At 69.8% G+C, this 22,609-nt stretch carries 17 protein-coding genes; 8 read left to right on the forward strand and 9 right to left on the reverse strand.

Features of this window, described 5'->3' with window-relative positions:
• Window position 1: 1 nt before the first annotated feature.
• The 6 genes from GA0070607_RS24805 (at window position 2) to GA0070607_RS24830 (ending at window position 9,335) form a co-directional block, all read left to right on the forward strand.
• Entirely contained in the window at window positions 2–1,258 is a 1,257-nt protein-coding gene (locus GA0070607_RS24805) for an ABC transporter substrate-binding protein (RefSeq protein ID WP_089020324.1), read from the forward strand.
• A gap of 76 nt (window positions 1,259–1,334) precedes the next feature.
• Window positions 1,335–4,562 carry an alpha-L-rhamnosidase gene (locus GA0070607_RS24810; RefSeq protein WP_231930303.1) on the forward strand — a complete coding sequence of 1,076 codons (3,228 nt, stop codon included), beginning with the start codon at window positions 1,335–1,337 and terminating at the stop codon, window positions 4,560–4,562.
• A gap of 75 nt (window positions 4,563–4,637) precedes the next feature.
• The gene (locus GA0070607_RS24815; RefSeq protein WP_089020325.1) at window positions 4,638–5,912 is read left to right on the forward strand and encodes a glycoside hydrolase family 1 protein; all 1,275 of its coding nucleotides are present in this window, start codon (window positions 4,638–4,640) and stop codon (window positions 5,910–5,912) included.
• A 71-nt stretch (window positions 5,913–5,983) separates the two neighbouring features.
• Window positions 5,984–6,508, forward strand: coding sequence for a PadR family transcriptional regulator (locus tag GA0070607_RS24820; protein WP_089020326.1), 525 nt, complete (start codon window positions 5,984–5,986; stop codon window positions 6,506–6,508).
• Window positions 6,505–7,185 carry an ABC transporter ATP-binding protein gene (locus GA0070607_RS24825; protein WP_089020327.1) on the forward strand — a complete coding sequence of 227 codons (681 nt, stop codon included), beginning with the start codon at window positions 6,505–6,507 and terminating at the stop codon, window positions 7,183–7,185. The genes GA0070607_RS24820 and GA0070607_RS24825 overlap by 4 nt, the downstream gene beginning before the upstream one ends.
• Window positions 7,182–9,335 (forward strand): FtsX-like permease family protein, encoded by a 2,154-nt coding sequence (locus GA0070607_RS24830; protein ID WP_089020328.1) that lies wholly within the window; start codon window positions 7,182–7,184, stop codon window positions 9,333–9,335. The genes GA0070607_RS24825 and GA0070607_RS24830 overlap by 4 nt, the downstream gene beginning before the upstream one ends.
• Window positions 9,336–9,422: 87 nt before the next feature.
• Here the strand turns inward: GA0070607_RS24830 and GA0070607_RS24835 are convergent, their stop codons facing one another.
• From GA0070607_RS24835 to GA0070607_RS24860, 6 genes are all read right to left on the reverse strand, one after another.
• Entirely contained in the window at window positions 9,423–9,962 is a 540-nt protein-coding gene (locus GA0070607_RS24835) for a DinB family protein (protein ID WP_197701158.1), read from the reverse strand.
• Between the two features lie 140 nt (window positions 9,963–10,102).
• On the reverse strand, window positions 10,103–12,973 hold the full coding sequence (locus GA0070607_RS24840) for a glycosyl hydrolase (RefSeq protein WP_089020330.1): 2,871 nt from the start codon (window positions 12,971–12,973) through the stop codon (window positions 10,103–10,105).
• A gap of 165 nt (window positions 12,974–13,138) precedes the next feature.
• Entirely contained in the window at window positions 13,139–13,639 is a 501-nt protein-coding gene (locus GA0070607_RS24845) for a hypothetical protein (RefSeq protein ID WP_089020331.1), read from the reverse strand.
• Between the two features lie 87 nt (window positions 13,640–13,726).
• A complete protein-coding gene (locus GA0070607_RS24850; protein WP_089020332.1) occupies window positions 13,727–14,506 on the reverse strand; it encodes a DUF1223 domain-containing protein in 780 nt (259 codons plus the stop codon).
• A 148-nt stretch (window positions 14,507–14,654) separates the two neighbouring features.
• On the reverse strand, window positions 14,655–16,151 hold the full coding sequence (locus tag GA0070607_RS24855) for an MFS transporter (protein WP_231930305.1): 1,497 nt from the start codon (window positions 16,149–16,151) through the stop codon (window positions 14,655–14,657).
• 109 nt (window positions 16,152–16,260) lie between these two features.
• The gene (locus tag GA0070607_RS24860; protein WP_089020333.1) at window positions 16,261–17,373 is read right to left on the reverse strand and encodes an RNA-guided endonuclease InsQ/TnpB family protein; all 1,113 of its coding nucleotides are present in this window, start codon (window positions 17,371–17,373) and stop codon (window positions 16,261–16,263) included.
• 419 nt (window positions 17,374–17,792) lie between these two features.
• Here GA0070607_RS24860 and GA0070607_RS24865 point away from each other — a divergent pair, with 419 nt between their 5' ends.
• Window positions 17,793–18,236, forward strand: a complete 444-nt coding sequence (locus GA0070607_RS24865; RefSeq protein WP_089020334.1) for a hypothetical protein — start codon at window positions 17,793–17,795, stop codon at window positions 18,234–18,236.
• Between the two features lie 89 nt (window positions 18,237–18,325).
• Here GA0070607_RS24865 and GA0070607_RS24870 read toward each other — a convergent pair whose 3' ends face one another.
• Both GA0070607_RS24870 and GA0070607_RS24875 read right to left on the reverse strand, forming a co-directional pair.
• A complete protein-coding gene (locus GA0070607_RS24870) occupies window positions 18,326–19,351 on the reverse strand; it encodes a polysaccharide deacetylase family protein (protein WP_089020335.1) in 1,026 nt (341 codons plus the stop codon).
• Window positions 19,352–19,650: 299 nt separating this feature from the next.
• Window positions 19,651–20,589, reverse strand: coding sequence for an SDR family NAD(P)-dependent oxidoreductase (locus GA0070607_RS24875; protein ID WP_089020336.1), 939 nt, complete (start codon window positions 20,587–20,589; stop codon window positions 19,651–19,653).
• Window positions 20,590–20,718: 129 nt separating this feature from the next.
• Here GA0070607_RS24875 and GA0070607_RS24880 point away from each other — a divergent pair, with 129 nt between their 5' ends.
• Window positions 20,719–21,624: a LysR family transcriptional regulator gene (locus GA0070607_RS24880; protein WP_089020337.1), complete on the forward strand. Its 906-nt coding sequence runs from the start codon at window positions 20,719–20,721 to the stop codon at window positions 21,622–21,624.
• 42 nt (window positions 21,625–21,666) lie between these two features.
• On the opposite strand, the gene GA0070607_RS24885 is transcribed toward GA0070607_RS24880, so the two are convergent.
• Window positions 21,667–22,593: an acetamidase/formamidase family protein gene (locus GA0070607_RS24885; RefSeq protein ID WP_089020338.1), complete on the reverse strand. Its 927-nt coding sequence runs from the start codon at window positions 22,591–22,593 to the stop codon at window positions 21,667–21,669.
• Window positions 22,594–22,609: the final 16 nt, after the last annotated feature.

Raw genomic sequence — 22,609 nt, forward strand, 5'->3', positions numbered from 1 at the left:
CATGAACACGCGCAGACTGCCGGCCCTGCTGGCTTCGATGACAGCCCTCGCTGTGCTGGCCGCTTGCAGCGGGGGCACCAACGCCGAATCCAGCTCCACCACCCTCACCCTCGCCTCCGTCGACCAGGGCTCCGTGGAGGACGTCATCAAGGCGTTCGAAGCAGCCAACCCAGGCGTCAAGGTCAACTTCACCACCAGCGGCGCCGACCAGTACCAGCAGCAGATCCGGACCCAACTCGCGTCCGGCACCGCACCCGACGTGATGTCCGTCTGGCCGGGCAACGGCAACCCCGGAGCCACCTACGTGCTGGCAAAGCCGGGTTACCTGCTCGATCTGTCCGACCAGCCGTGGGCCGCCAAGCTGCCCGACGCCGTCAAGAGCGTCGCCCAGTACGAGGGGAAGACCTACAACGCGATCTTCGGGCTCAACGGGATCGGTGCCGTCTACAACCAGCAGGCCATGGACAAGGCGGGACTGACGCCACCGGGCACATGGACCGACCTGCTGGCATTCTGCCGGGCCGCCGCGGCCAAGGGAACACCGGCCTTCGCACTGGGTATCCAGGACAACTGGGTGACCCAACTGGTGCTGTACGGGCTGGTGGCATCGACCGTCTACACGAAGGACCCGGCCTTCGACACGAAGATGCAGGCCGGCCAGGCGACCTTCGCCGGCTCACCGTGGAAGACGGCCCTGGCCAAGTACCTGGAAATGCACCAGACCGGATGCTTCCAGAAGAACCCGCTCGGAACCAGCTACGAGGCCAGTCAGGAGCTCGCCGCCACCGGGAAGACGCTCGGCATCGTGCAGGGCAACTGGGTCATCGCCCTGCTCAAGGGGAAGAACCCGAACGGCACGTTCACGCTGAAGGCGCTACCGGCCACCGATGAGCCAGCCACGGCCCTGATGCCCGCCGCGGCTGGTGCCGGGTACGGGATCAACGCCAAGGCCAAGAACAAGGAACTGGCACTGAAGTTCGTCACCTTCGTGATGTCCCCCGAGGGCATGAACCTCTACGTCAAGAAGCAGGGCGGCCTGCCGTCCCTCGCCGACACCGGCTACGCCGTCGACCCGTCGTTGACCGAGCTGTCGACGTTCATCAACGACGACCGGACCGTGCCGTTCATGGATCAGCTCTGGCCGAACGCCAAGGTGCAGCAGACCATGCTCAGCGGCCTCCAGGAGGTATTCAGCGGGCAGTCCACCCCGGACAAGGTGCTCGCGGCGATGGACGCCGACTACAAGACCGGCGGCTGACCCCGTCACCGCACCTACGTCGAACCAGGCCAAGGATCCGCCGGCTCACTGACGCCGGCCCGGAAGGGAGTGACCCGTGCAGAGAACCAGGAGAAGGGCACGTCTGCTCGTGGTGATGGGAGTGGCGGCCACACTCGTCGCATCGCAGACGCTCAACGCCACGTCGTCCGTCGCCAGCGGCCAGGCGGCCGCCGTCAGCGTCGTCGACCTTCGGGTGAACGACCGACACGACGAACCGCTCGGCATCGACGACGCCAACCCGTCGCTGGGCTGGCGGATCACCGAAACGAAGCGGGCCGCCGCCCATCCGTGCCGCCGACCCGGCGCACAACTGGCGTGTCCGGGCGACAGGCAGACCGCCTACCAGATCCGCACCGCGACGAGCGCGCGGAACCTCACGGGCGGCAGGCTGACCTGGGACTCCGGCAGGGTGCACTCCGAACGCCAGTCCGGCATCCGGTACGCCGGTCGCACCCTCAGCTCACGCGAGAGGATCTTCTGGCAGGTCCGCGTCTGGGACGCCGACCGGAAGCCATCGGACTGGAGCGAGCCGTCCACGTGGGAGATGGGCCTGCTCCAGCAGAGCGACTGGGGATCGGCCCGGTGGATCGAGTACCCCGGCCGCACCGAATCCCAGCCGATGCCGATCTTCGCTCGCCAGTTCGACATCGAGCGCAACAAGCGCGTGGCCAGCGCCCGCCTCTACCTCTCCGGCGTCGGGCTGCACCTGCCGTCCCTCAACGGCCGGCCCCTCAGCGACGAGGTTCTGGCACCCGGTAACTCCAACTACCAGCTCTCCAGCGAGTACCGCACGTACGATGTCAGCGGCGACCTGCGCACCGGAGCCAACACGCTCGGCGTTCGGCTCGGGAACGGCCCCGCCTACGTACGGCGGAGCGTCACCAACCCCGCCGTCGGCCGGACGGCGCCGTACTCGTGGTGGCAGAGCCAGCTCAAAGGCAACGGCACAGTGGCCGCCGATGCCGCACCCGATGCCACTGTGGTGAAGCTGGACAGCGTCGCCAACTACCACGTCGGTGGCACCATCAACATCGACACCGGCAACGGTGGCGACAGCCTCGAATCCCGCACGATCACGGCGATCGGCACCGCCGGCGCGGACGGAACCGGGATCTCGTTCACCCCCGGCCTGTCCAAGCCGCACAGCACGGGCGCCACGGTGACCGGATCGGGCAACAACATCGCCGCCAGCGATGCGAGCGCCGGCGCCGCGGTGACCCCCCGCATGATCGCGCGGCTGGAGATCTCCTACACCAACGGCTCGACCGACGTCGTCGTCTCCGACCGCAGGTGGCGGAGCGCCCTCGGCGCCCTGGTCACCGACGCCTGGTACTCCGGGGCGGACCACGACGCGCGCCGCGAGCAGGTGGGCTGGGACTCGGCCGGGGCCAACCTGACGGCCGCCGCCAAGCGACGTGACGGCTCCGCCATGGCCTGGATCGACGCGGGCATCGCGCCACCGCCGAACCTCGCCACCAGGCTCGTCGCGCGCACCGCCGAACCGGTGAAGGTCGTCGAAACGTTCACACCGGTCTCGATGACCAACCCGGCACCGGGAACCTGGGTGTTCGACTTCGGCCAGAACATCGTCGGCTGGCCCCAGCTACGCCTCAGGGGGACCGTGCCGAGCGGCGTCACCATCCGGATGTCACCCGCCGAGTCGCTGGCCGCGGACGGCACCGTGGACCAGGCCTCGCTCATGGGCGGCGGCGGCAGCCGCGGACGCGACCTGTTCAACACCTACACCACCGCCGGACTCCGCGGCGGGGAGACCTGGCATCCCGACTTCAACTACTTCGGTATGCAGTGGGTCCAGGTCAGCGGCCTGCCCGAGGGGTACGTCCCGACGAAGGACCTCGTCAAGGGGCTCCGGTTGCAGGCCGCCACCCCGTCGGCCAGCGACTTCACCACCTCGAACGCGCGCGTCAACCGCGTCCACACGATGGCCAGGTACTCCTTCGCGGCGAACATCATGTCGGTGTTCACCGACTGCCCCGGCCGCGAGAAGCTGTCGTACCCGGCCGACTACACGATGCCGATGGGTGCCATCCACCGCAACTACGAACTCGGCGCCTACCTGCGGACCACGATGCGGCACCTCGTCGAGGGGCAGTCTCTGGCTGACACACCGATGGCCGGGAACGTCGCGCTGAAGACCCCGGTCTACGACTGGGGCTACAGCGGACGCTTCGGCGACGAGATCAACTGGGGCAACGCCATCATTCTCGTCCCGTCGATGCTGTACGAGCTGTACGGCGACACCGCGACCATGGCGCGGTACTACAACCAGATGGTCGCCTTCGCCGACTACATCCAGCGCGAGAAAGTGGGGACCGGCGCCGACGCGCACATCGTCGACGCCGCCCTCGCCGACTGGGTCGCCGCCGACCAGACATCCGGCCGGATCACCGGGACCTGGGGCTACTACACGATGATCAGCAGGCTGGCCACGATGGCGCAGCTGACCGGCCACGTCGACGACGCCGCCCGGTACCGGACCCTCGCCGACGAGATCAGGCAGGCGTTCAACGCGCACTTCTACAACCAGCAGCTACGCCGGTACACCACGGCCGGCAACGCCGGGACGACGGGAGCCACGCAGACAGCGCAGGCACTCGCCCTGGACGCCGGGCTCGTCCCGGACACCGAACGTCCCGCCGTCCTCGACGCGCTCGTCGAGCTCGTGTACGCGTTCCACCCGGTCGGCGACGGCCCGCACTTCAGCGGCGGCACCATCGGAATGGCACCGACCGTCCGGGCCCTCGCGGACGGCGGCAGGGACGACGTCCTGTGGGACCTGCTCCAGGAGAACGACCAGCCGAGCTACGGGTTCTTCATGGAGCCCACGGTCGCGAATCCGAACGGCATGACCACCATCGGCGAACGGTGGAACCGTGGGGACTCCAAGAACCACATGATCCTCGCCCAGATCGAGGAGTGGTTCCAGGGAAGCCTGGCAGGCATCCGCGAGGCCGACGACTCGACCGCGTACCGACGTCTTGTCATCCAACCCAAAATGGTCGGGGACCTCACGTCGGTGAAGGGCAGCTACCAGACACCACACGGCGTTGCGCGGTCCGAGTGGAGCACGTCAGACCGTGGGTTCAAGCTGACGGTCGACGTCCCCACCAACACCAGCGCGGAGGTGCGGGTGCCGGCGGGAGGCCGGCCGCTCGCCGCGCCTCCGCACCGGGCCATGTTCCTGCGTGTCGACGGAGACTATGCCGTCTACAGCGTTCCCTCCGGCTCGTTCACGTTCCTGGCACAGCGGACGGGTAACTGATCCGACGGGCCCGGTCGCCGCTCATTCCACGGGTCGCGACCGGGCCTGTCCCCCGCGCACCGATGAGGAGCCGTCCTGACCAGCACCCGAGACGTCGCCGACGGTCGCAGCGCGCCGGCTCCGCCGGGGTCCGATTTCCCGGCGGACTTCCTCTGGGGCGCCGCGACAGCTGCCCATCAGGTCGAGGGTGGCAACGTCAACAACGACTGGTGGGACTTCGAACACGCGCCCGGTACCGCCGCGCGACAGTCGTCCCACGACGGCATCGACCACCTGCACCGGTATGCCGAGGACTTCGCGCTGCTGAGGTCGTTGGGTCACAACGCCCACCGCCTGTCGCTGGAGTGGTCCCGTATCGAACCCGCACCGGGAGAGTTCAGCCGCAGCGCCCTCGCCCACTACCGCCGGGTCCTGACCACGCTCGCCAGCGTCGGCTTGACCGGGTTCGTCACCCTGCACCACTTCACCCTGCCGCGCTGGTTCGCCGCGCGCGGTGGCTGGCTCGCTCCTGATGCCGTCGAGCTGTTCGTCCGATACTGCAACCGGGTCGTCGCGGAGCTGGGCGACCTGATGCCCTTCGTCTGCACGATCAACGAACCGCAGATGATCGCCCTGCACGGCTACCTGGAGGGCTACCACCCGCCGGGGATGACCAACCCGATCCTGTGGAAACGGGTGGGCAGGGTGCTCCTGGAGGCGCACCACGCAACGGTACGGGCCGTCCGCGATGAAGGAGCCCGGTCCAGGGTGGGCCTCGCCGTGCAGCTGCCGCTGCTGGAGCCGGCTCGCGACGACGACAGCTGTGTCGCGTTCTGCCGCGCTCTGCGGACCGAGATCGTCGACCTGTACCTCGACGGGCTCACCGGGCCCGACCGTGGAGACTTCCTCGGCGTCCAGTACTACCGCCGGCAATGGGTCGATCCCGCCGTGCCAACACTGTTCGCCGAACCACCGGCCGGCGCCCAACTGACCCAGATGGGCTGGGAGGTCCATCCGGACGGACTGCGTCAACAACTGCACCGTGCAGCCGCCGCCGGCCTTCCGCTGTACGTCACGGAGAACGGCATCGCCACCGAAGACGATCACGAACGGGTCGACTACCTCGAAACGCATCTGGCCGCGCTCGCGCAGGCCCGATCGGAAGGAGTCGACGTTCGCGGCTACCTGCACTGGTCCGCCTTCGACAACTTCGAATGGGCCGAGGGATACCGCCCCAAGTTCGGACTGATCGCGGTCGACCACGACCACGACCTGCGCAGAACTCCGAAACCAAGTGCCCATGCCTTCGCTCGGGTTGCCACGACGGGCAGGCTCGACGCGTTACGCCACGGCATCGCCGTCCAGGCGTGAGGCCATGGCGGCCTCGAGCGTAGAAACCGGGGGTATATACGCGGTGTATACCCCCGGTGTATGGTGCTGGCATGAGCGTTCCCCTCACCCTCCTCGGCCTGCTCGATCGGGAGCCCAGCCACGGGTACGACCTGAAGCGCGAGTACGACACCTACTTCGGCCGCGGTAAGCCGCTGCCGTTCGGGCAGGTCTACTCGACCCTCAGCCGCCTGGCGCGCGACGGCAAGGTGGTGATCAGCGAGGTCGGCCCCGGCGAAGGCCCCGACCGCAAGCGCTACATCATCACCGACCTGGGCGCGACCGAGGTCGAGCAGTGGCTGACCCAGCCGGTCGAGCCGGAACCGCACCTGCAGACCGTCCTCTTCGCCAAGGTCGTGCTCGCGCTGATGCTGGACCGCCCGGCCGACGAATACCTCGACACCCAGCGCCACGCGCACCTGCAGCGGATGCGTGAGCTCACCGAGATCAAGCGCACCGGCAGTCTCGTCGACGCGCTGTTGGCCGATCACGGTCTGTACCACCTGGAGGCGGACCTGAGGTGGATCGAGATGACCGGCGCCCGGTTGGACGCCCTGAAGAAGGCGGTACGGCCATGACCATCGCGATCGAGGCGAGGAACGTCGAATTCTCCTTCGGCCAGACACCCGCGCTCCGCGGCGCCAGCATCGCCGTCGACTCGGGGGAGATCGTCGCGATCATGGGGGCGAGCGGCTCGGGTAAGTCGACGTTGCTGCACTGCCTGGCCGGCATCCTGGTGCCGCATTCCGGCGAGGTCCTGTTCGACGGGGCCCGGGTCGACTCCATGACCGAGGCCCGGCGCAGCAGCCTGCGCCGGGACCGCTTCGGGTTCGTCTTCCAGTTCGGTCAGCTCGTTCCCGAGTTGACCACCGCGGAGAACGTGGCCCTGCCGCTGCTGCTCAACGGCACCCGCAGGGCCGAGGCGCTGCGCAAGGCGTACGGCTGGTTCGAGCGGCTCGGCCTGGAAGGGCTGGAGCAGCGCCGGTCCGGCGAGCTCTCCGGAGGACAGGCCCAGCGGGTCGCCCTCGCCCGAGGTCTGGTCGCCGGGCCGGAGGTCCTCTTCGCCGACGAGCCGACCGGTGCGCTCGACTCGCTCACCGGCGAGCAGGTCATGGACCTGCTGGTCACCGCGGCTCGTGAGCAGGGCACCACGGTCATCCTGGTTACCCACGAACCACGGGTCGCCGCGTACGCCGACCGTGAGGTCATCGTGCGCGACGGCCGCGTGAACGCGCCGGACCGGATCGCGTCATGATCCGCTTTGGGCTCCGCCTCGCCCTGGCAGGCGGCCGGGAGGCACTCACCCGCCTCATCATCATCGCCACAGCCGTGGCGGTCGGCGCCGGTCTGCTGCTGGTCACCCTCGCGGGCCTCAACGCCGTGAACGCGCAGCTCACGCGGTACGCGTCGCTGTACCCGAGCGCGTCGGTGGACGACGGCGCGGATCCACTGTGGTGGTCCACACGCGGGGACTACTTCCGCGGCGAAGAAATCGTGCGGGTTGACGTCGCTGCCGCCGGGCCGGACTCACCGACCCCGGTCGGCGTCCCGACGACACCGGGGCCGGGGGAGTACTACGTCTCACCGGCGCTCACCGACCTGCTGGCGGCAAGCCCCGCCGCCGAACTCAGCGACCGCTACCCCGGGCGGAACCTCGGCACGATCGGCCCCGCCGCGTTGCCGTCACCGGACGCCCTCCTGGTCATCGTCGGCCACACCGTCGACGAGGCCACCGCCCTGCCGAATGTCCGCCCGGTCACGAGCGTCGGCGCCGACGCCCCCGCGCTGCCGGAGACGGTCGTGGACCTCATCGTCGGCGTCATCGCCGGTGGGCTGCTGTTTCCGGTGCTGATCTTCATTGGCACCGCCACCCGGCTCAGCGCTGCCCGCCGGGAGCAACGGTTCGCGGCGATGCGCCTGGTGGGCGCGACGCCCAGGCAGATCTCGGTGATCGCGGCGACCGAGGCGGCCGCCGCGGCCGTCGCCGGCACGGCCCTCGGTTTCGCGCTGTTCTTCGCGTTCCGTGGCCAACTGGCGGCGATCCCGTTCACCGGCATGCGGTTCTTCCCCAGCGACATGGTCCTGAGACCGGTGGACGCCCTGGTGGTGGCGCTCGGCGTCCCGGCCGGCGCGGCGTTGGCGGCGTGGGTCTCGCTACGGCGCGTCCAGATCTCACCGCTCGGCGTCACGCGGCAGGTCACCCCCCGTCCGCCCCGCGCCTACCGGCTGATCCCACTCGTGCTGGGGGTGGCCGAGCTGGCGTACTTCATCGGCCGCCGGCCGGAGACCTCCGACGGCCAGACCGCGGCGTTCCTGCCCGGGCTGCTGCTCATCATGATCGGCCTGATCCTCGCTGGCCCCTGGCTCACAATGGTCGGCGCCCGTGTCATGGCCAGCCGCGCCAGCCGCCCCGCGGCGCTCATCGCGGCGCGCCGCCTCGCCGACAACCCGAAGGCCGGCTTCCGGGCCATCAGCGGCATCATGCTCGCGCTCTTCGTCACGAGTGTGTCCATCGGTGTGATCACCACGATCGTCGCCAACCGTGGCCCGGCCCCGATCGGCTCGACGGATGGTGGCACCCTGTCCACCAGCTTCGCCGAGGACGAGCGCGCGGTGCCCGACTCGCTGCTTGTCGAACTGCGCTCGATTCCGGGCGTGCGGAGCGCGACGGCGGTTCACCGGAACCCGGACCGCGAGGCCGAGCCCGGCGTGATCGCGTGCACCGACATCCCCGAGGCGTACGGCCGATGCGCGGATGGCGACACGGTGGCGGCGGTGGCCCAGAGCCTCGTCCCCTTCCGCGAGTCGGCGTCCGCCACGAGGATCTGGCCCGCCGCATCCGTCTCCCTCGACGACCTCCAGCGGTTGCCGGTGGCGTCGATCGTCGTCGGCACGGACGGTTCGGCGGCCTCGGTCGAACGGGCGCGCACGGTCCTTTCACTCGCCTACCCGAACTTCTGGGTGGCCCCGACAGTTCCCGGTGAGTTCGAATCGTCCTTCGCCGACCAGTTGCGTGGTTGGCAGCAGTTGGCCAACGTCATAATCGTCGCCAGCCTCGGCCTCGCGGGTTGCAGCCTGGCGGTCAGCGTGGTCGGCGGTCTGAGCGAACGCAGGCGCCCGTTCAGCCTGCTCCGCCTCAGCGGCGCGCCGGTGCGGGTCCTGCGCCGCGTGGTCGCACTGGAAAGCGCCGTACCGATGCTCGCTGTCGCCGTGGTCGCGATCGGGATGGGCTTCGTGGCCGCCCAACTGTTCCTCAAGGCGCAGATGGACTACACGCTCACCGCGCCGGGTCCCGAGTACTACGCGATCGTGGTCGTCGGCCTGGCCGCCTGCCTCGGCATCATCGCGTCCACCCTGCCGTTGCTGGAGAGGATCACCGGCCCGGAGACGGCACGCAGCGAGTGATCGTACGAGCGGCGGGGGCACACCCCCGCCGCTCGTACGCTCATGCGCAAGCCGGCCGGCTCGAGCGGCCCTGGTCGTGCGCCTGGCTCACTGGCCGGTGCGGCCGTCGACGCACTCGCGCAGCAGGTCGGCGTGGCCGGCGTGTCGGGCGTACTCCTCGATCATGTGAACGAGGACGTCGCGGACGCTGACCGTGTCGTCGCCGAACGGCACCTCCCGTCCGAGGTCGTCCTCGTCGAGCGCGTCGAGCCACTCATCGGCCGCCGCGATCTCCGCCTTCCACGCGGCGAATGCCTCCTCGACGACCGCGGGGTCCGCGGCGGCGTCGTTGAAGTCCGCGTCCCTGTCGTCGTCCCGGCTGAACAGGCGCGGCTGATCGGTCCTGCCCTGCAGCACCCGCTGGAACCACTGGTTCTCCACCTTGGCAAGGTGCCGGACCAGGCCGAGCAGGCTCATGGTGCTCGGCGGCACAGAGCGGCGGGCGAGCTGTTCGGCGTCGAGGCCGGCGCATTTCATGTCCAGGGTCAACCGGTAGTTCAGCAGGTACTCCCGCAGTGTCGCCTTCTCGCCCTTCGGGTTGCCGTAGGTTCGTGGATCGTCGGCGGGTTCCACCCACATGTCGCTCATGGCTCCCGACCCTGTCGACAAGTCGCGACGGGCGCAAGCGGGTTACCGGTCCGTCCGGGCAGGTCGAGATGGTGTGACGGGTGCCTGAGCACGGCGCCGCCGCCGGCCGTACTGACCCGGCGGCGGCAGGCGTGTGTCGATCAGGAGTACGGAAGCCGGAGCACCGACTGGTTGCCGATGCCCACCGTGCTCGGGTTGTTGCCGATCGCCGACCAGAGCTCGACCCGGACCGTGCCGTTGCTGAGGGTGCCCAACGTGCCGGTGGCCGAGGCCAGGCCGGCGTTCTGGGTGTAGTGCTCGTAGCCGGGGACCGGATCGGTGGCGAAGTAGCGCGACGTTTCCACCCGCTCCCAGCTGCCGTTGCCCGTCAGGTCGTACGAGATCCGCACCTGCACACCGTTGCCGACCGCCGTGCCGGCGTCCACGAACAGATCGAAGGTGCTCTGCCCGCCGGAGTAGGCGAGGTTGAGGCCGGTCGCCGTGAAGACCTGCGGGTTGGTCGGCGTACCGTCGTGGTTTCCGTTGGCCGCCGCGACAGTGGTCGTGGCCGCGCCGCCGGCGGCGCCGAGCCCGCCACCGGGCAGCAGGTACCGGGTCGGTGAGCCCGGGTTCGGGGGCGGACCCGTCGGAGGGGGCGTGGTGGGCGGCGGGGTCCCCGGGGGTACGCCGCCGGCCGCGTTGCCGCCGCTCCAGGTGTACGCCCCGGTGGTGGCCGTCCGTCCGGCCGGCACGGTGAGCGTCGTGCCGTTGGAGAACGTCACCGTGACCGCCGTCGCGGTCGGGTTCGACGCCACGTAGGTGCGCGCCCCGTTGCGCGAGAACACCGCCGACAGTGGGTGGTTGGCGGTCACCGTCGTGTCGACGGTGCCCAGCGCCGCGAGGTTGCGGATCCAGTGGAAGGTGTGCGCCCGACTCTCGCCCTCCTCGACCGCGTAGTTGGGGTTCGCTCGGAGGTTCGCCAGCGCGGCGTCGCCGTCACCGAGGGCCTGGAACTGCCAGAGGATGTCCTGCCACACCGTCGGCTGCCCACCGTTGTTGCGCACCAGTTCGGCGTAGTTGGTCCGTACGTACGCCGGGTTGTTGCCGAGGTAGAGGTGTCCGCCGGTGACCGGCAGCAGGTTGATGCCCTGGATCATCTCCGGCTCGCCGCTGAACCAGGTGGCGTACGCGCCGCCGTCACCCCAGACCATGCCGACCGTCGAGTGCCCGAAGGCGGCGGGGAAGTTCTGGTCGCTGACGTCGAACCAGTACTCCTGGATGGCCGCGGCCTGGGTGGTGTAGAGGAAGATGCCGGCGTCGCGGACGGCGGTGTCGCCGGTCACCTGCCCCCACTGGATCAGGGCGTTGGCGAAGTTCATCCCCTCCGACGATGATTCCTGGTTGTTGCCGGAGCCGAACGAGCCGTGCCCGGACGCCCAGTCGTGGCCGGCGTAGATGTCGAAGTCGCGCAGGTATGGGAAGCGGGTGTCGTCGCGGCGGTAGTTGTTGGCGTCGCGGATCAGCAGGTCCACCATGCCGCCGTAGCGGCTCGCGGCGGCCCATGCCGGGTCGAACTTCGCAAGCGTCGCCGCTGCGGCGATGTAGTAGCCGTAGTGGAAGTGGTGGTCGTTGAGTTCCTGGTCGGAGCCGTACGAGGCGGGGTAGCCGATCAGCGTGCCCCAGTTGCCGTCGTAGTAGAAGACCTTCCCGGTCTTGCCGCTGGTCGCGGTGAACCAGTCGGTGAGCGTGCTGCGGATCGCGTTCAGCGCGCTGTCCCGCGTCGCGGTGTCATTGACCAGGTCGGCCACCTCGGCGAGCCGGGCGGCCCGGCCGAGCCCCTTGCCGGTCCAGTACGTGTCGCCGCCGCGCTGGTCCATCGGGTTCGCGCGGGCGGCAGCCAGGTGGTTGGTGAGCGTCGTCAGGTCGGCGCCGCCGCCGTCGGCGACGGCCGGCAGTTCCGGCAGGACCCCCTGGAACTTCATGGCGGTACGGAACTGGTTGACGCCGGTGAGCACCTTCATCCGGCCCCGTGCCGACGGGTAGGTCGGGGTGATCGGGGTGGAGCCGGTCAGTGACTTCCACTGGTGCGGGTAGAGGCTGACCACGGTCTGCGTGGCGGTCCCCTCCCGGGCGGTCGTGGTGAACGCGTACGTGGTGGTCAGCCCGCTTGTTGCCGGGTTGTAGGCGTACGAGACCTGGGTGCCGGTGACGTGGGCGTGCGCGTACCGGCCGTAGGTGGCGGCCAGATCGGCGCGCTCGGCCGCCGACGCCGACGGCGGCAGCAGGGCGATGGAGAAGTAGCCCCGGCCGGCCAGGGTGGAGGAGATCCGGCCACCGCTGACGGTCCAGGTGGCGCCGTTGGGGGCGTACCCGACGTAGTCGTGGCCGTTGACCCGGAAGCCGACCGTGGCGCCGCTGTTGGACCAGACGTCGGCGGTGCCCGTCGCGCTGATCACCGCGTCCCCACCGGTGGTCTGGAAGTACGCGAAGGGCAGGCCGTGGCCGATGGTGGCGCGCATGGTCCGGGCGCCGTCGCTCCAGTGCGGGCTGACCGTCCAGTCGGTCCAGCCGTCGACCTTGACCACGGGCGCGGCGAGCCCGGCCACGCCGACCCGGATGTCCTGGACGTACGGGTAGTGGTACTCGCCGACCCCGGTCGAGGTGCCGCTGATGGCGGGTGTGGAGTTGGCGGAGAACCCGAGGCCGTCGGTGAAGGTGTCGTACGAGAGCGGGTGGGCGTGCAGGGGCTCGCTGAAGGCGCAGTCGGTGCGCTTCCAGAGCAGCGAGGACCACCAGTCGTTTGTGGGTATCGCACCGGCTGGCGCGTTGGCGGTGGCGAACTGCCGGGGGTTGCTCGACATCGGGCCGCAGCCGGTGGGGAGCGGGCCGACCGGGGTGGTGGTGTAGCTGCCTGCGCTGACGGGGGCGGCCTCGGCGGGGCGGGTGGTGGAGATCGCGAGGCCGCCGACGACCAGGGTCAGAGCGGTGGTGGCGGCCAGGACCCAACGGCGGCGGGGGGCGGGAGGTTTCACGGTGCCTCCATCGCGTGTCGAGACGCCGGATTGCCGGCTCCGACACGTTGTCTGAATTGAGGAGAAGATGCGGTGAGAGAGCGCTCTCCCAGGCGGCACGGTAATCGAGGATCATCACTCCCGTCAATGTGTCCCACGGGTTGCGTGCTGATGTCGCGATTTGAACTACCACCGCTCGCCGGTGTGCCATTCCGCGACCCGCCACTGGCCGTCGGCCTGCCGGATCAGCAGCAGTTGCAGCGGCGCGACCTCGCCATCAACGAAGCGGGCCTGCGCCTGTACCTCGGCACGAGGTTGCCCGGGGCCGACGATGGTCGTCCCCGCGACCGAATAACCGGTGAGCCGCTGGCCACCGGAGTGCAGCTCGGAAAATGTCCGCAGGTCACTGGCCTGCCGACGCTGCTCGGCGAGCAACTGGTACGCGACCGTGAAATCGGCCGCGACGAGCGCGTCCAGGTATGCCGCGGCGGTCGCCTGGGCGGGACCGCGTTCCCGAACCGCCTTCGTCACCGTCAGCGCCGTCCACACCACCGCGCCGAATGCCGCGATGGTGCCCAGGGCAACGATCTGCCACACCGACAGACTCCGGGTGAGGCAGCCGTAGCACACGACCAGGAACAGCCCGATCGCCAGGATTCCGAGTGCTCGCCCCCACCGCCCCGACATGGTCTTGGACCCTAGCTTCGCGAGGCAGCCTCTGCCAGAGCGCCAGGTTGACGTGACGCCCGCTCGCGCACCGCCATCAGCCCACTCTCAGCCCGCGACGGCGGACAGGTCGACCGCGGCGGCGGCGACGATCGCCTTGTCGCCGTCGTTCTGCAGGTAACCGACCACAGTGGCCTGCCGAGGATCAAGGTCTGGCGGCGCCTCCAGCTCCACCTGCCCACGCCCGGCCTCCACACCCAGCGAGGCGAAGGCGCGCACCACGTTGTCCTGCCGCAGCCTCCGCCCGGCATTCTCACCCCGGGCGACATCGCTCTCCAGGCCGCGCTCGACGATCGCCACGTTCAGCACCGCGCGTGCCGGAGGCCGCTCGGTCTCGTAGTCCAGCACCACCCGCCGTCCAGCGCCCGTGCCACCGGCGTGGTCCTGCAACGACAGCGTGAGCGGTGTGGTGGTTGCCGACGTCAGGGCGGACGCGATGGCGCTCGCCGCCCGTCGACGGTCGGAGCCGACGAACTCGACTGTGCCGTTGACGACCATCTGGGGGGTGTACAGGCGCCCGGATCCGAAGGTCCGCGCGTACGCCTCCTGCCGCGCCGTGTACGCAGCGTCGGCGAACCGGTCGGGCCAGCCCAGGTCATCCCAGTAGTCGACGTGGAACCCGAGGGCGAAGACCGGCTGTCCCCGCGTCCGGGCGTCACGCTCGATCTCGGTCAGCACCTCCTCCGCGGGAGGACAGCTCGAGCAGCCCTGGGAGGTGAACATCTCCACGACGGCGAAGCCTCCGTTCGGCGGCGCGACATCCCGCGCCCGGGGCGGTGAATCCGGCAGGCGGGCACGATTCGCCCCGGTACTCGATGCGTCCGTCATGGCGCGTCTCCTCCGTCGATCCTGCTGGCGGCACTGCGGTTCCCGTTACGGCCACGACCATGCCTGTGCGCCCTTCGCCGCCGCCGTCCCGGCAGGAGCCCGCGTCGGTCCGGTGCCGAACCGAGCAGGGGCGCCCGGATTCGGGCCGTCAGCGTCCCGCAGCCTCCGCCACGGGCGGGCGCTCGATCGACGCGGCGGCGCGCGGCCGGCCTGGTCGCATGAGGACGATGACGAGCAGACTGGCCAGGACGCCGACGGCTCCGGCCACGGCGAAGGTCGCCTGTACGCCGGCGACCCCGGCGGCGTGCGCCGCGCTGTCCAGAAGTTGCCGCCCGGCTGCCGGCGTGGAACGCAGCAGGCCCGGTGTCTGACCGCCGGCGATGGCGTGCGCGACACTTGCCGGGTCCGCAATGCCGCGTCCGGTCAGGATGATCTGCGCCTGGGCGGTGAAAACGCTGCCCAGTGCGGCGACGCCGAACGCGAAACCCAACTGGCGAGTGGTGTTGACGGCCCCGGCGGCCATGCCACCGCGCTCGGCGGGCACCAGGGACATCGAGACCGATCCCAGGATGGGCGTCGCGAGGCCGACGCCGACACCGATCAGGGCGAGCCCCGGCAGCAGCGCCGGCCAACTGGCCGAACCGTGTACGAGCGCCGCGGTGAGCAGGCTGCCCAGGCCGACGAACAGCAGACCGACGCCGATCACCAGGTCTGGTCGACGGCCGTGCAGCAGCCGGCCCAGCACCGCCGAGACAGCGAACGCGGTGACGGACATCGGCAGGCCGGTCAGCCCCGCCGCGAGCGGACTCAGTCCCAGCACGGACTGCAGCCAGATCGAGGTGTAGGTGAGGGTGGTGAAGGCCGCGAACGTCAGCAGCAGACCGGCGAGCAGCACAGCGACGAACGAGCGGTTACGCAGGAGAGCGAGGTCGAACATGGCGTGTCGGGTGCGTGCCTCGATGGCGACGAACGCGGCCAGCAGGAGTGCGGCCACCACCAGCAGCCACCAGACGGCGGCCGCGGACCAGCCGTCCTCGTTCGCCCGGATGAGGGCGTAGGTCGCGCAGGCCGCGGCCGCGGTGAAGCTCGCCATGCCGGCGACGTCGATCCGGCCGCGGACCCTCGTGTGGGCGACGGTGAGCGTCCTGCCGCACAGCAGGATGGCGACGGCACTGACCGGCAGGTTCACCAGGAAGATCCACCGCCACGACGCGCCCTCGGTGAGCAGCCCGCCGAGGATCGGGCCCACCGCGGCCGAGGCGCCCGACACGGCGCCCCAGATGCCGTACGCGCTTCCCCGGTCACGTCCGACGTAGGTGCTGTTGAGCAGGGCGAACGTGGTCGCGAACATGGCCGCCGCGCCGACGCCCTGTACGGCCCGGGCGGCGATCAGCACACCCGAGTTCGGCGCGAGACCGCACAGCAGCGACGAGACCGCGAAGAGCGCGAGCCCGACGACGTAGGCCCGGCTGTGCCCCACCCGGTCGGCGATCGAGCCGGCGCCGAGCACCAGTGCGCCCAACGCGAGGGCGTAGGCGTCGATCACCCACTGCAACGCCCCGAAGGACGCGTCCAGGTCGTCGACCATGTCGGGCAGGGCGACGATCACGATCGTCACGTCGATCAGGAGCTTGACATCCTCCACCGCCCTGAAGGCGGGGATTCCCTCGGTCGCCCGAAGGGGGTTCCTGCTTCACCGGGCCGCGCCTTCGCCGCTTGCGCGGATCGGGTCTTACCGTCCCTCCACAGGCGTTTTACCTCTCCGCCAGCCCGGCGGCGAGGATGTTCTTCGCGGCGTTGACGTCCCGGTCGTGCACGGCATCACAGCCGGGACACGTCCAGACGCGAACCCCGAGGGTCATCGCGGTGTTGATCCGCCCGCACGCCGAGCAGGTCTTCGTGCTCGGATGCCAGCGGTCAACGGCGAAAACCTGCCGCCCGTACCAGGCGGCCTTGTACTCGATCATGCTGCGCAGTTGTGTCCACGCCGCGTCGGAGATGGCGCGGGCCAGCGAGTGGTTGCGCAGCATGTTGCGCACGCTGAGGTCTTCGATCACGACCGTTTGGTTCTCGCGGACGAGTCGAGTCGACAGCTTGTGCAGGTGATCCCGCCGCCGGTCGGCGATGCGGGCATGGATCCGGGCCACCGCGAGGCGGGCCTTGGCCCGATTCGCGGAGTCCTTGGCCTTACGCGACAGGTTCCGCTGCGCCTTGGCCAGCTTGCGACGGTCAGCGCGCTCGTGCCGCGGGTTGGTGATCTTCTCCCCGGTGGACAGGGTGAGCAGACTGGTGATGCCCGCGTCTATCCCCACTGCGGCGCCCACCGGCGGCAGGGCCGCGATGGAGGGGTCTTCCACCAGCATGGACACAAACCACCGACCGGCCGGGTCGCGGGACACCGTGACCGTGGACGGTTGCGCGCCCGTCGGCAGGGGCCGGGACCACACGATGGTCAGCGGGGCGTCCATCTTGGCCAGGGTGAGCTGTCCGTCGCGCCAGCGGAACGCCGAGCGGGTGTACTCCGCCGACGCCCGGGACTTACGCTTGGACTTGAACCGCGGATAGCGGGACCGTTTGTCCCAGAACGCCGCGAAGCCGGCTTGTAGGTGCCGCAGCGTCTGCTGCAGGGGCACGGAGCTGACCTCGTTGAGGAACGCCAGCTCCTCGGTGCGCTTCCACTCGGTCAGCCACGCCGAGGACTGGACGTAGGTGCTGCGCTGCCTGTCGACGGCCCATGCCCGGGTGCGGGCGTCCAAGGCGAGGTTGTAGACCTTGCGCACGCACCCGAAGGTGCGGTTGAGCTGATCGGCCTGCCCTGGGGTCGGATGGAAGCGGTACTTGTATGCCCGCTTCACCACCTCACCCATGCTTCACATTCTAGCATTTGCCTATGTGAGGCTGCTTTTGAAGGGAGCAAGCGGCGTTTCCTCCCCCGCCTGAAGGCAGGGGTATCCACGCCGCGACACCGATGAACGTACCCAGGCAGACCGTCAGCAGCGGCAGCCACTTGCGCATTCTGATACCTGCTTTCTTCCGTGCGGGTGCCTCAGCCAGTCCGCGGCGCGAACTCCGGCTGGTCAAGCAGACGCAAACCAACTTCCGTCCGCCTGGCATCGGACAACCTGTGCGCGGGCTCCAGAGCGGCCGCTGAGCAGCGGGGATTCGAACCAGTTCGAATCACTGGCCGGCGGTCGCGGACGAACGTTGACTGTGCCGGTCCTGAACCGCCTCCCGGCGGGGCACCGAGAGTACGGAGGCACCTTTGACGACCTTGCGATCGCGGATCATGGCGATACTCGCCGCGCTCGTCCTCAGCGCAACCGGGAGCGTGTTCCTCGCCGGCCCACCAGCGCAGGCCGCGACCGGGACCTGTTCGGGCTCCAAAGTCGGTGGCTTCGACCTGTACGGGGACGTACCCATAAACGGTTCGACGAGGTACGGGTACGTCGAGATCTACTACAGCGGCGGATACAACTGCGCGCGGACCGTGTCGAGCGCGAACACCTGGGGCGTCAGCAAGGTCATGTCAGTCGAGCTGTGGGTCTGTTCATCCGGCACCAGCAACTGCCGCCTGCTGGAGGCGAACGACAGGGACCACGGCACCTACAGGTACTACGCCGGTCCGGTAACTGCCTACGCCAGCGGAAAGTGCATCTGGGTCATCGGCAACATCTACTACCCGCCGACGGACTCCAACGCCGGTAACAACAGGTCGGGATGGTGTGGCTGACGACCGTGGTGTGGGTCGTGCCGGGCAGGATCACTGCCCGGCACGACCGCGTCAGGGCCGTACGGAAAGGGCGGTCGTTGTCCGGGGCGTCAGCCGGCTGTGCAGGAGCGGATCTGTGGTCGGGCGCTGCTGTTGCCGTTGAACATGGTGGTGAAGCCGAAGGTGTTGCCGCTGCCGTTGGACCGCATGGTCATGACGTTGCCGCTGCTGTCCCAGGTGGCGGTGCCGTTCCAGATGGTCGTGGTCCTCTGCGGTGGGGTGATGGCCACGACCACCGTCCAGGTGCTGGCGCCGCTGACCGTCACCGAGGTGTTGTACCGGTCGCCCCAGACGTTGGTGGTCGTCGCTGTCGCGGTGCAGCTGCCGCCGGGAGGTGGCGGGGTGCCACCACCGGGCGGCGGGTTCGTGCCGTCGGGCGCCACCGCGCGGCCGGTGGACGGCGAGATCATGCCGGGGCAGAGATTGCGGCTGGTGAGGTTGGCCATGATCTGCGGGATGGCGTCGCGGGTGTTCTGGATGCCGTCGTGCATGAGGATGACCTGGCCGGCCTGGAGGCGGCTGGCGTTGGACACGATCTGGCTGACGCTGGCGCCGTTCCAGTCCTGGGAGTCCACGTCCCAGATGACCTGTCGCATGCCGAGCGACGAGGCGACGGACTGGAGGGTGGAGTTGGTCTCCCCGTACGGCGGCCGGAACAGCTGCGGCCGGCTGCCGGTGGCCGATTGGATCGCCGAGCTCGTCTGGGAGAGGTCGGACTGCATCTGAGTCTGGCTCATCGAGGTCATGTGGGCGTGGTTCCAGCTGTGGTTGGCGACCCACATGCCGGCGGCCACCTGAGCCTGCGCCGCCGACCGGTTGTTCTGGATGTTCTGCCCGACGTTGAACATCGTGGCCCGTACGCCGTTGTTGCGCAGCACGGTCAGCAGTGCCCCGGTGCTGCCGGTCGGCCCGTCGTCGAAGGTGAGCCCGACGTACCCGTTGCAGGTGGCGGCGCTCGACGGAGTCGCGGTGGCCGCGATGACGACGCCACACATCGCAACGGCGGTGGCGAGGACGGACAGCGCCGCGCGTAGTCGCCTCGACCGCATGACAGCCCCAGCGGAGACAGTGGTCATCTGGTGCCCTTCCGGACATGGGGGAGTGGGGGAGAGGCCAACCGAACCCCGATTGACGTGGTCACATTGACCCCTATGGATCGGAGTATTGCAGCGAGATTTCCGGGACGTCAACGATTTCCGGAACACTTCCGGAAGCGTGGAGGCAAGGGTCCGGACGCACGTCAGGACGCTCAACCTCAGGCTGGGGAGAGCATCCGGATCGCCTCGCGGGTGGCCGTCACGCCCGGAAACCCGCCGGAACTATCGGCAACGGCGCGGCAGTGATCATGCGGAGCCGGCGGGGAGACGCTGTCCGCTCAGCCGCGCTGTGCGTCGGCGAGCATGTCGAGCGACACCTGCCACAGTCGCTCGGCTGCCGCCGGGTCGAGCGCGTGGTCGGCGACGCCCGCAAGCGGCGCCTCGGGGTTGTAGCGCGGCGCCTCGTTGCAGTCCTCGAAGTACCGGCCGCCGATGCCTTCCAGCTGCGGCCAGGCCGCGAGCAGCACTGAGGTGGCCGCCCCCTGCGGCGGGGTCTTGAAGTCGTACGCCGGAAGCTGCGCCAGGTCCTTCTCGGTGAGGTGGCGCCCCAGGTTGGTGGTGACCGCGCCCGGGTTGGCCGCGTTGACCGTGATGCCGTCGCCGGCCCAGCGCCTGTTCGCCTCGACCGCGAACAGCGCGGTGGCGGTCTTCGACTCGCCGTAGGCGAGGAGACGGTCGTAGGGGCGTGCACGGAAGTTGACGTCGTCGAACACCATCGGTGCCTGCACGTGCGCGATGGAGCTGAGCGACACCACGCGGGCTCGGCCGGCCGCTGCGAGTGCCGGGTGCAGCCCGTTGGTGAGCGCGAAGTGGCCGAGGTGGTTGGTCGCGAACTGCAGCTCCCAGCCCTGCGCCGTCCGCGTCTCGGGGGTCGCCGACACCCCGGCGTTGTTGACCAGAATGTGCAGCGGGCCTTCCCAGGCGCTGACGAAGGCGGCGACCGACCCCTGGTCGGAGAGGTCCAGAGGGGCGACCCGGATCAGATGGCTCCCGGTGGTGGCGCGGATGTCCTCCGCTGTCCGCTCGCCGGACTCCACGCTTCGTACCGCCAAGGTCACCGAGGCTCCCGCGGCCGCGAGCGCCCGGGCCGTTTCGACACCGATGCCCGACGATGCGCCGGTGACGACGGCGTGCTGCCCGGTGAGGTCGACGCCGGCGACGACGTCACCAGCGGTGGATCGGGCGTCGAAAGGCGTGGTGACGCGATCTGCATTCATGATCGACTTCCTCGGATTCCTTGTCGTTTCGTTACGGCCCCAGCGCTCGCCGTGGTCCGAAACCCATCGTGCGCGGCACCCTTCGAAGCGCCCAACACAGGCTTCCTGGCATGGCTACAGTCTGTCCCTGTGACCACGCCCGAGCTGCGGCAACTGCGGTATTTCCTGGTCCTCGCCGAGGAGCTGAGCTTCACCCGGGCCGCCGCCCGCCTGATGATCGCTCAGCAGTCGCTGTCCCAGCAGATCACCGCCCTGGAACGCAGCCTCGGGGTGAGGCTGTTCGCCCGTGACACCCGCGGCACCACCCTGACCGACATCGGCGCCCTGTTCGTCCCCGAGGCCCGCGCCGTGACGGACCGTGCCGAGGAGGCGGTCGCCGTCGTGGAACGGGCCCGGCGGGGAGAGGTTGGCAGCCTCAACCTGGCCTTTCTGACCTCCGTCGCCAACCACCTCCTGCCCCCGGTGGTCAGAGCCGTGCGTGAGCAACTCCCCGACCTTCGCCTGACAACGGAGTCCACCACCATCGCGTCCCTGGTCGAGGGTGTCCTCGGCGGGCGCTACGACGCCGCCTTCACCCGGACCCCGCTCGCCCCCGGCCTGCATTCCAGGACCCTGGCCACCGAGCCCGTGTGCGCCGTGCTGCCCGAGGGCCACCCGCTCGCCGAGCGCGCCGAACTGAAGCTCGCCGACCTGGCGAACGAACCGTGGGTGATGACCCCGCGTAGCTCGTGGGAACCCTGGCACCGCGCGTACGACGACCAGTTCCGCGAAGCGGGCTTCGTCCCGGACATCGTCCAGGAGGAGGCAAACGTGCAGAGCCTGCTCGGTCTGGTCGCCGCTGGAATCGGAGTCACCCGGCTCGCCCGCTCGGCACGCAGCCTTCGTCGCACGGGCGTGGTGTTCGTTCCGCTGACCGGCGCCGTCGCGCGCACCGAGATGGTGTGGCTGTCAGGCAACACCTCACCCGCCCTGCACCGGCTCCTGGACGTGGTCACCGAACTCGCGGCAAAGACCGACCTCACCGAGACCGGCTGAGCCGCCTACTCCCAGTCGACACTGCGGTCTGACCGGTCACCCTCAGCGCAGCGCGTCGTCGCGGAGTACTGCGTGCGCGCCGACGGTCTGGTTCACGATCTGCGTCACCCGTACGTCGACCGCGACGCTGGCCAGCGCGACCGCGTCCGGACGGCTGACGCCGTGCAGCCGTTGCATCAGGGTCAGCATCGAATCCAGCGCCATGAAGGTGGCGTCGTCGAGGGTCGCGCCGACGCCGAGTGTCAGCCAGGCGTCCGCGGTCCGGGCCACCGGGCCGGTGACCGGGAAGTCGTCGCGGACGTCCACGGTCAGCGTCACCTCGTCCATCGGGCACTCGATCGCGGTACCGCCGACCTCGCCGTCGCCCTGAGCGGCGTGCCCGTCCCCGACGGAGAACAGCGCCCCGTCGACCGGGATCGGCAGCAGCAGGGTGGTGCCAGCGGTCAGGTCCTTGCAGTCCAGGTTGCCGCCCCACGGCCGGGGCGGGACCGTCGAGTGCCGCCCCGGCTCGGCCGGCGGCATGCCGAGCACCCCCATGAAGGGACGCAGCGTGACCGTGTGGCCGTGCTGGTTGCGGCCGGTCATCGCCACCGGGTCCAGCGTCCAGTCGTGCACCACCCCGTCGTGCTCGACGCCGTACCGCTCGTTGAAGCCGCTGGGCCAGCCACCCGCCACGGTGGTTCCCCAGGTCGCCGGGACGATCGCGTCGATCCGCACCTCGAGGGTCTGGCCGGCGCGGGCGCCGCGGACCGCGACCGGGCCGATCAGCGCGTGCCCGTGGTCGGGCTGGTGCTGCGGGACCCGCGGCCGGTCCCGGTTGCGCCCGCCGGGGTACGGGCCGGCCGACCACCAGCAGTCCAGGGTGCGGTAGGTGACGGTGTCACCGGCGTCGATGGTCAGCACCGGCGGGAGGTCGGGGGAGAAGTGACCGTGCAGGGTCTCGTCGCCGGGTGTGAGGGTGTGTCGCATCCGGGCAGGCTAGTTG

The sequence above is a fragment of the Micromonospora coriariae genome (assembly GCF_900091455.1).
GTDB classification, from domain to species: domain Bacteria; phylum Actinomycetota; class Actinomycetes; order Mycobacteriales; family Micromonosporaceae; genus Micromonospora; species Micromonospora coriariae.

What these genes read in the sequence shown, in the direction of transcription:
- GA0070607_RS24875 (WP_089020336.1), bottom strand. Translation starts at nt 20,589, where the DNA reads ATGAATGCAGATCGCGTCACCACGCCTTTCGACGCCCGATCCACCGCT.
- GA0070607_RS24860 (WP_089020333.1), bottom strand. Translation starts at nt 17,373, where the DNA reads ATGGGTGAGGTGGTGAAGCGGGCATACAAGTACCGCTTCCATCCGACC.
- GA0070607_RS24865 (WP_089020334.1), top strand. Translation starts at nt 17,793, where the DNA reads ATGGCGATACTCGCCGCGCTCGTCCTCAGCGCAACCGGGAGCGTGTTC.
- GA0070607_RS24825 (WP_089020327.1), top strand. Translation starts at nt 6,505, where the DNA reads ATGACCATCGCGATCGAGGCGAGGAACGTCGAATTCTCCTTCGGCCAG.
- GA0070607_RS24820 (WP_089020326.1), top strand. Translation starts at nt 5,984, where the DNA reads ATGAGCGTTCCCCTCACCCTCCTCGGCCTGCTCGATCGGGAGCCCAGC.
- GA0070607_RS24835 (WP_197701158.1), bottom strand. Translation starts at nt 9,962, where the DNA reads ATGAGCGACATGTGGGTGGAACCCGCCGACGATCCACGAACCTACGGC.
- GA0070607_RS24830 (WP_089020328.1), top strand. Translation starts at nt 7,182, where the DNA reads ATGATCCGCTTTGGGCTCCGCCTCGCCCTGGCAGGCGGCCGGGAGGCA.
- GA0070607_RS24885 (WP_089020338.1), bottom strand. Translation starts at nt 22,593, where the DNA reads ATGCGACACACCCTCACACCCGGCGACGAGACCCTGCACGGTCACTTC.
- GA0070607_RS24805 (WP_089020324.1), top strand. Translation starts at nt 2, where the DNA reads ATGAACACGCGCAGACTGCCGGCCCTGCTGGCTTCGATGACAGCCCTC.
- GA0070607_RS24845 (WP_089020331.1), bottom strand. Translation starts at nt 13,639, where the DNA reads ATGTCGGGGCGGTGGGGGCGAGCACTCGGAATCCTGGCGATCGGGCTG.
- GA0070607_RS24850 (WP_089020332.1), bottom strand. Translation starts at nt 14,506, where the DNA reads ATGACGGACGCATCGAGTACCGGGGCGAATCGTGCCCGCCTGCCGGAT.
- GA0070607_RS24870 (WP_089020335.1), bottom strand. Translation starts at nt 19,351, where the DNA reads ATGACCACTGTCTCCGCTGGGGCTGTCATGCGGTCGAGGCGACTACGC.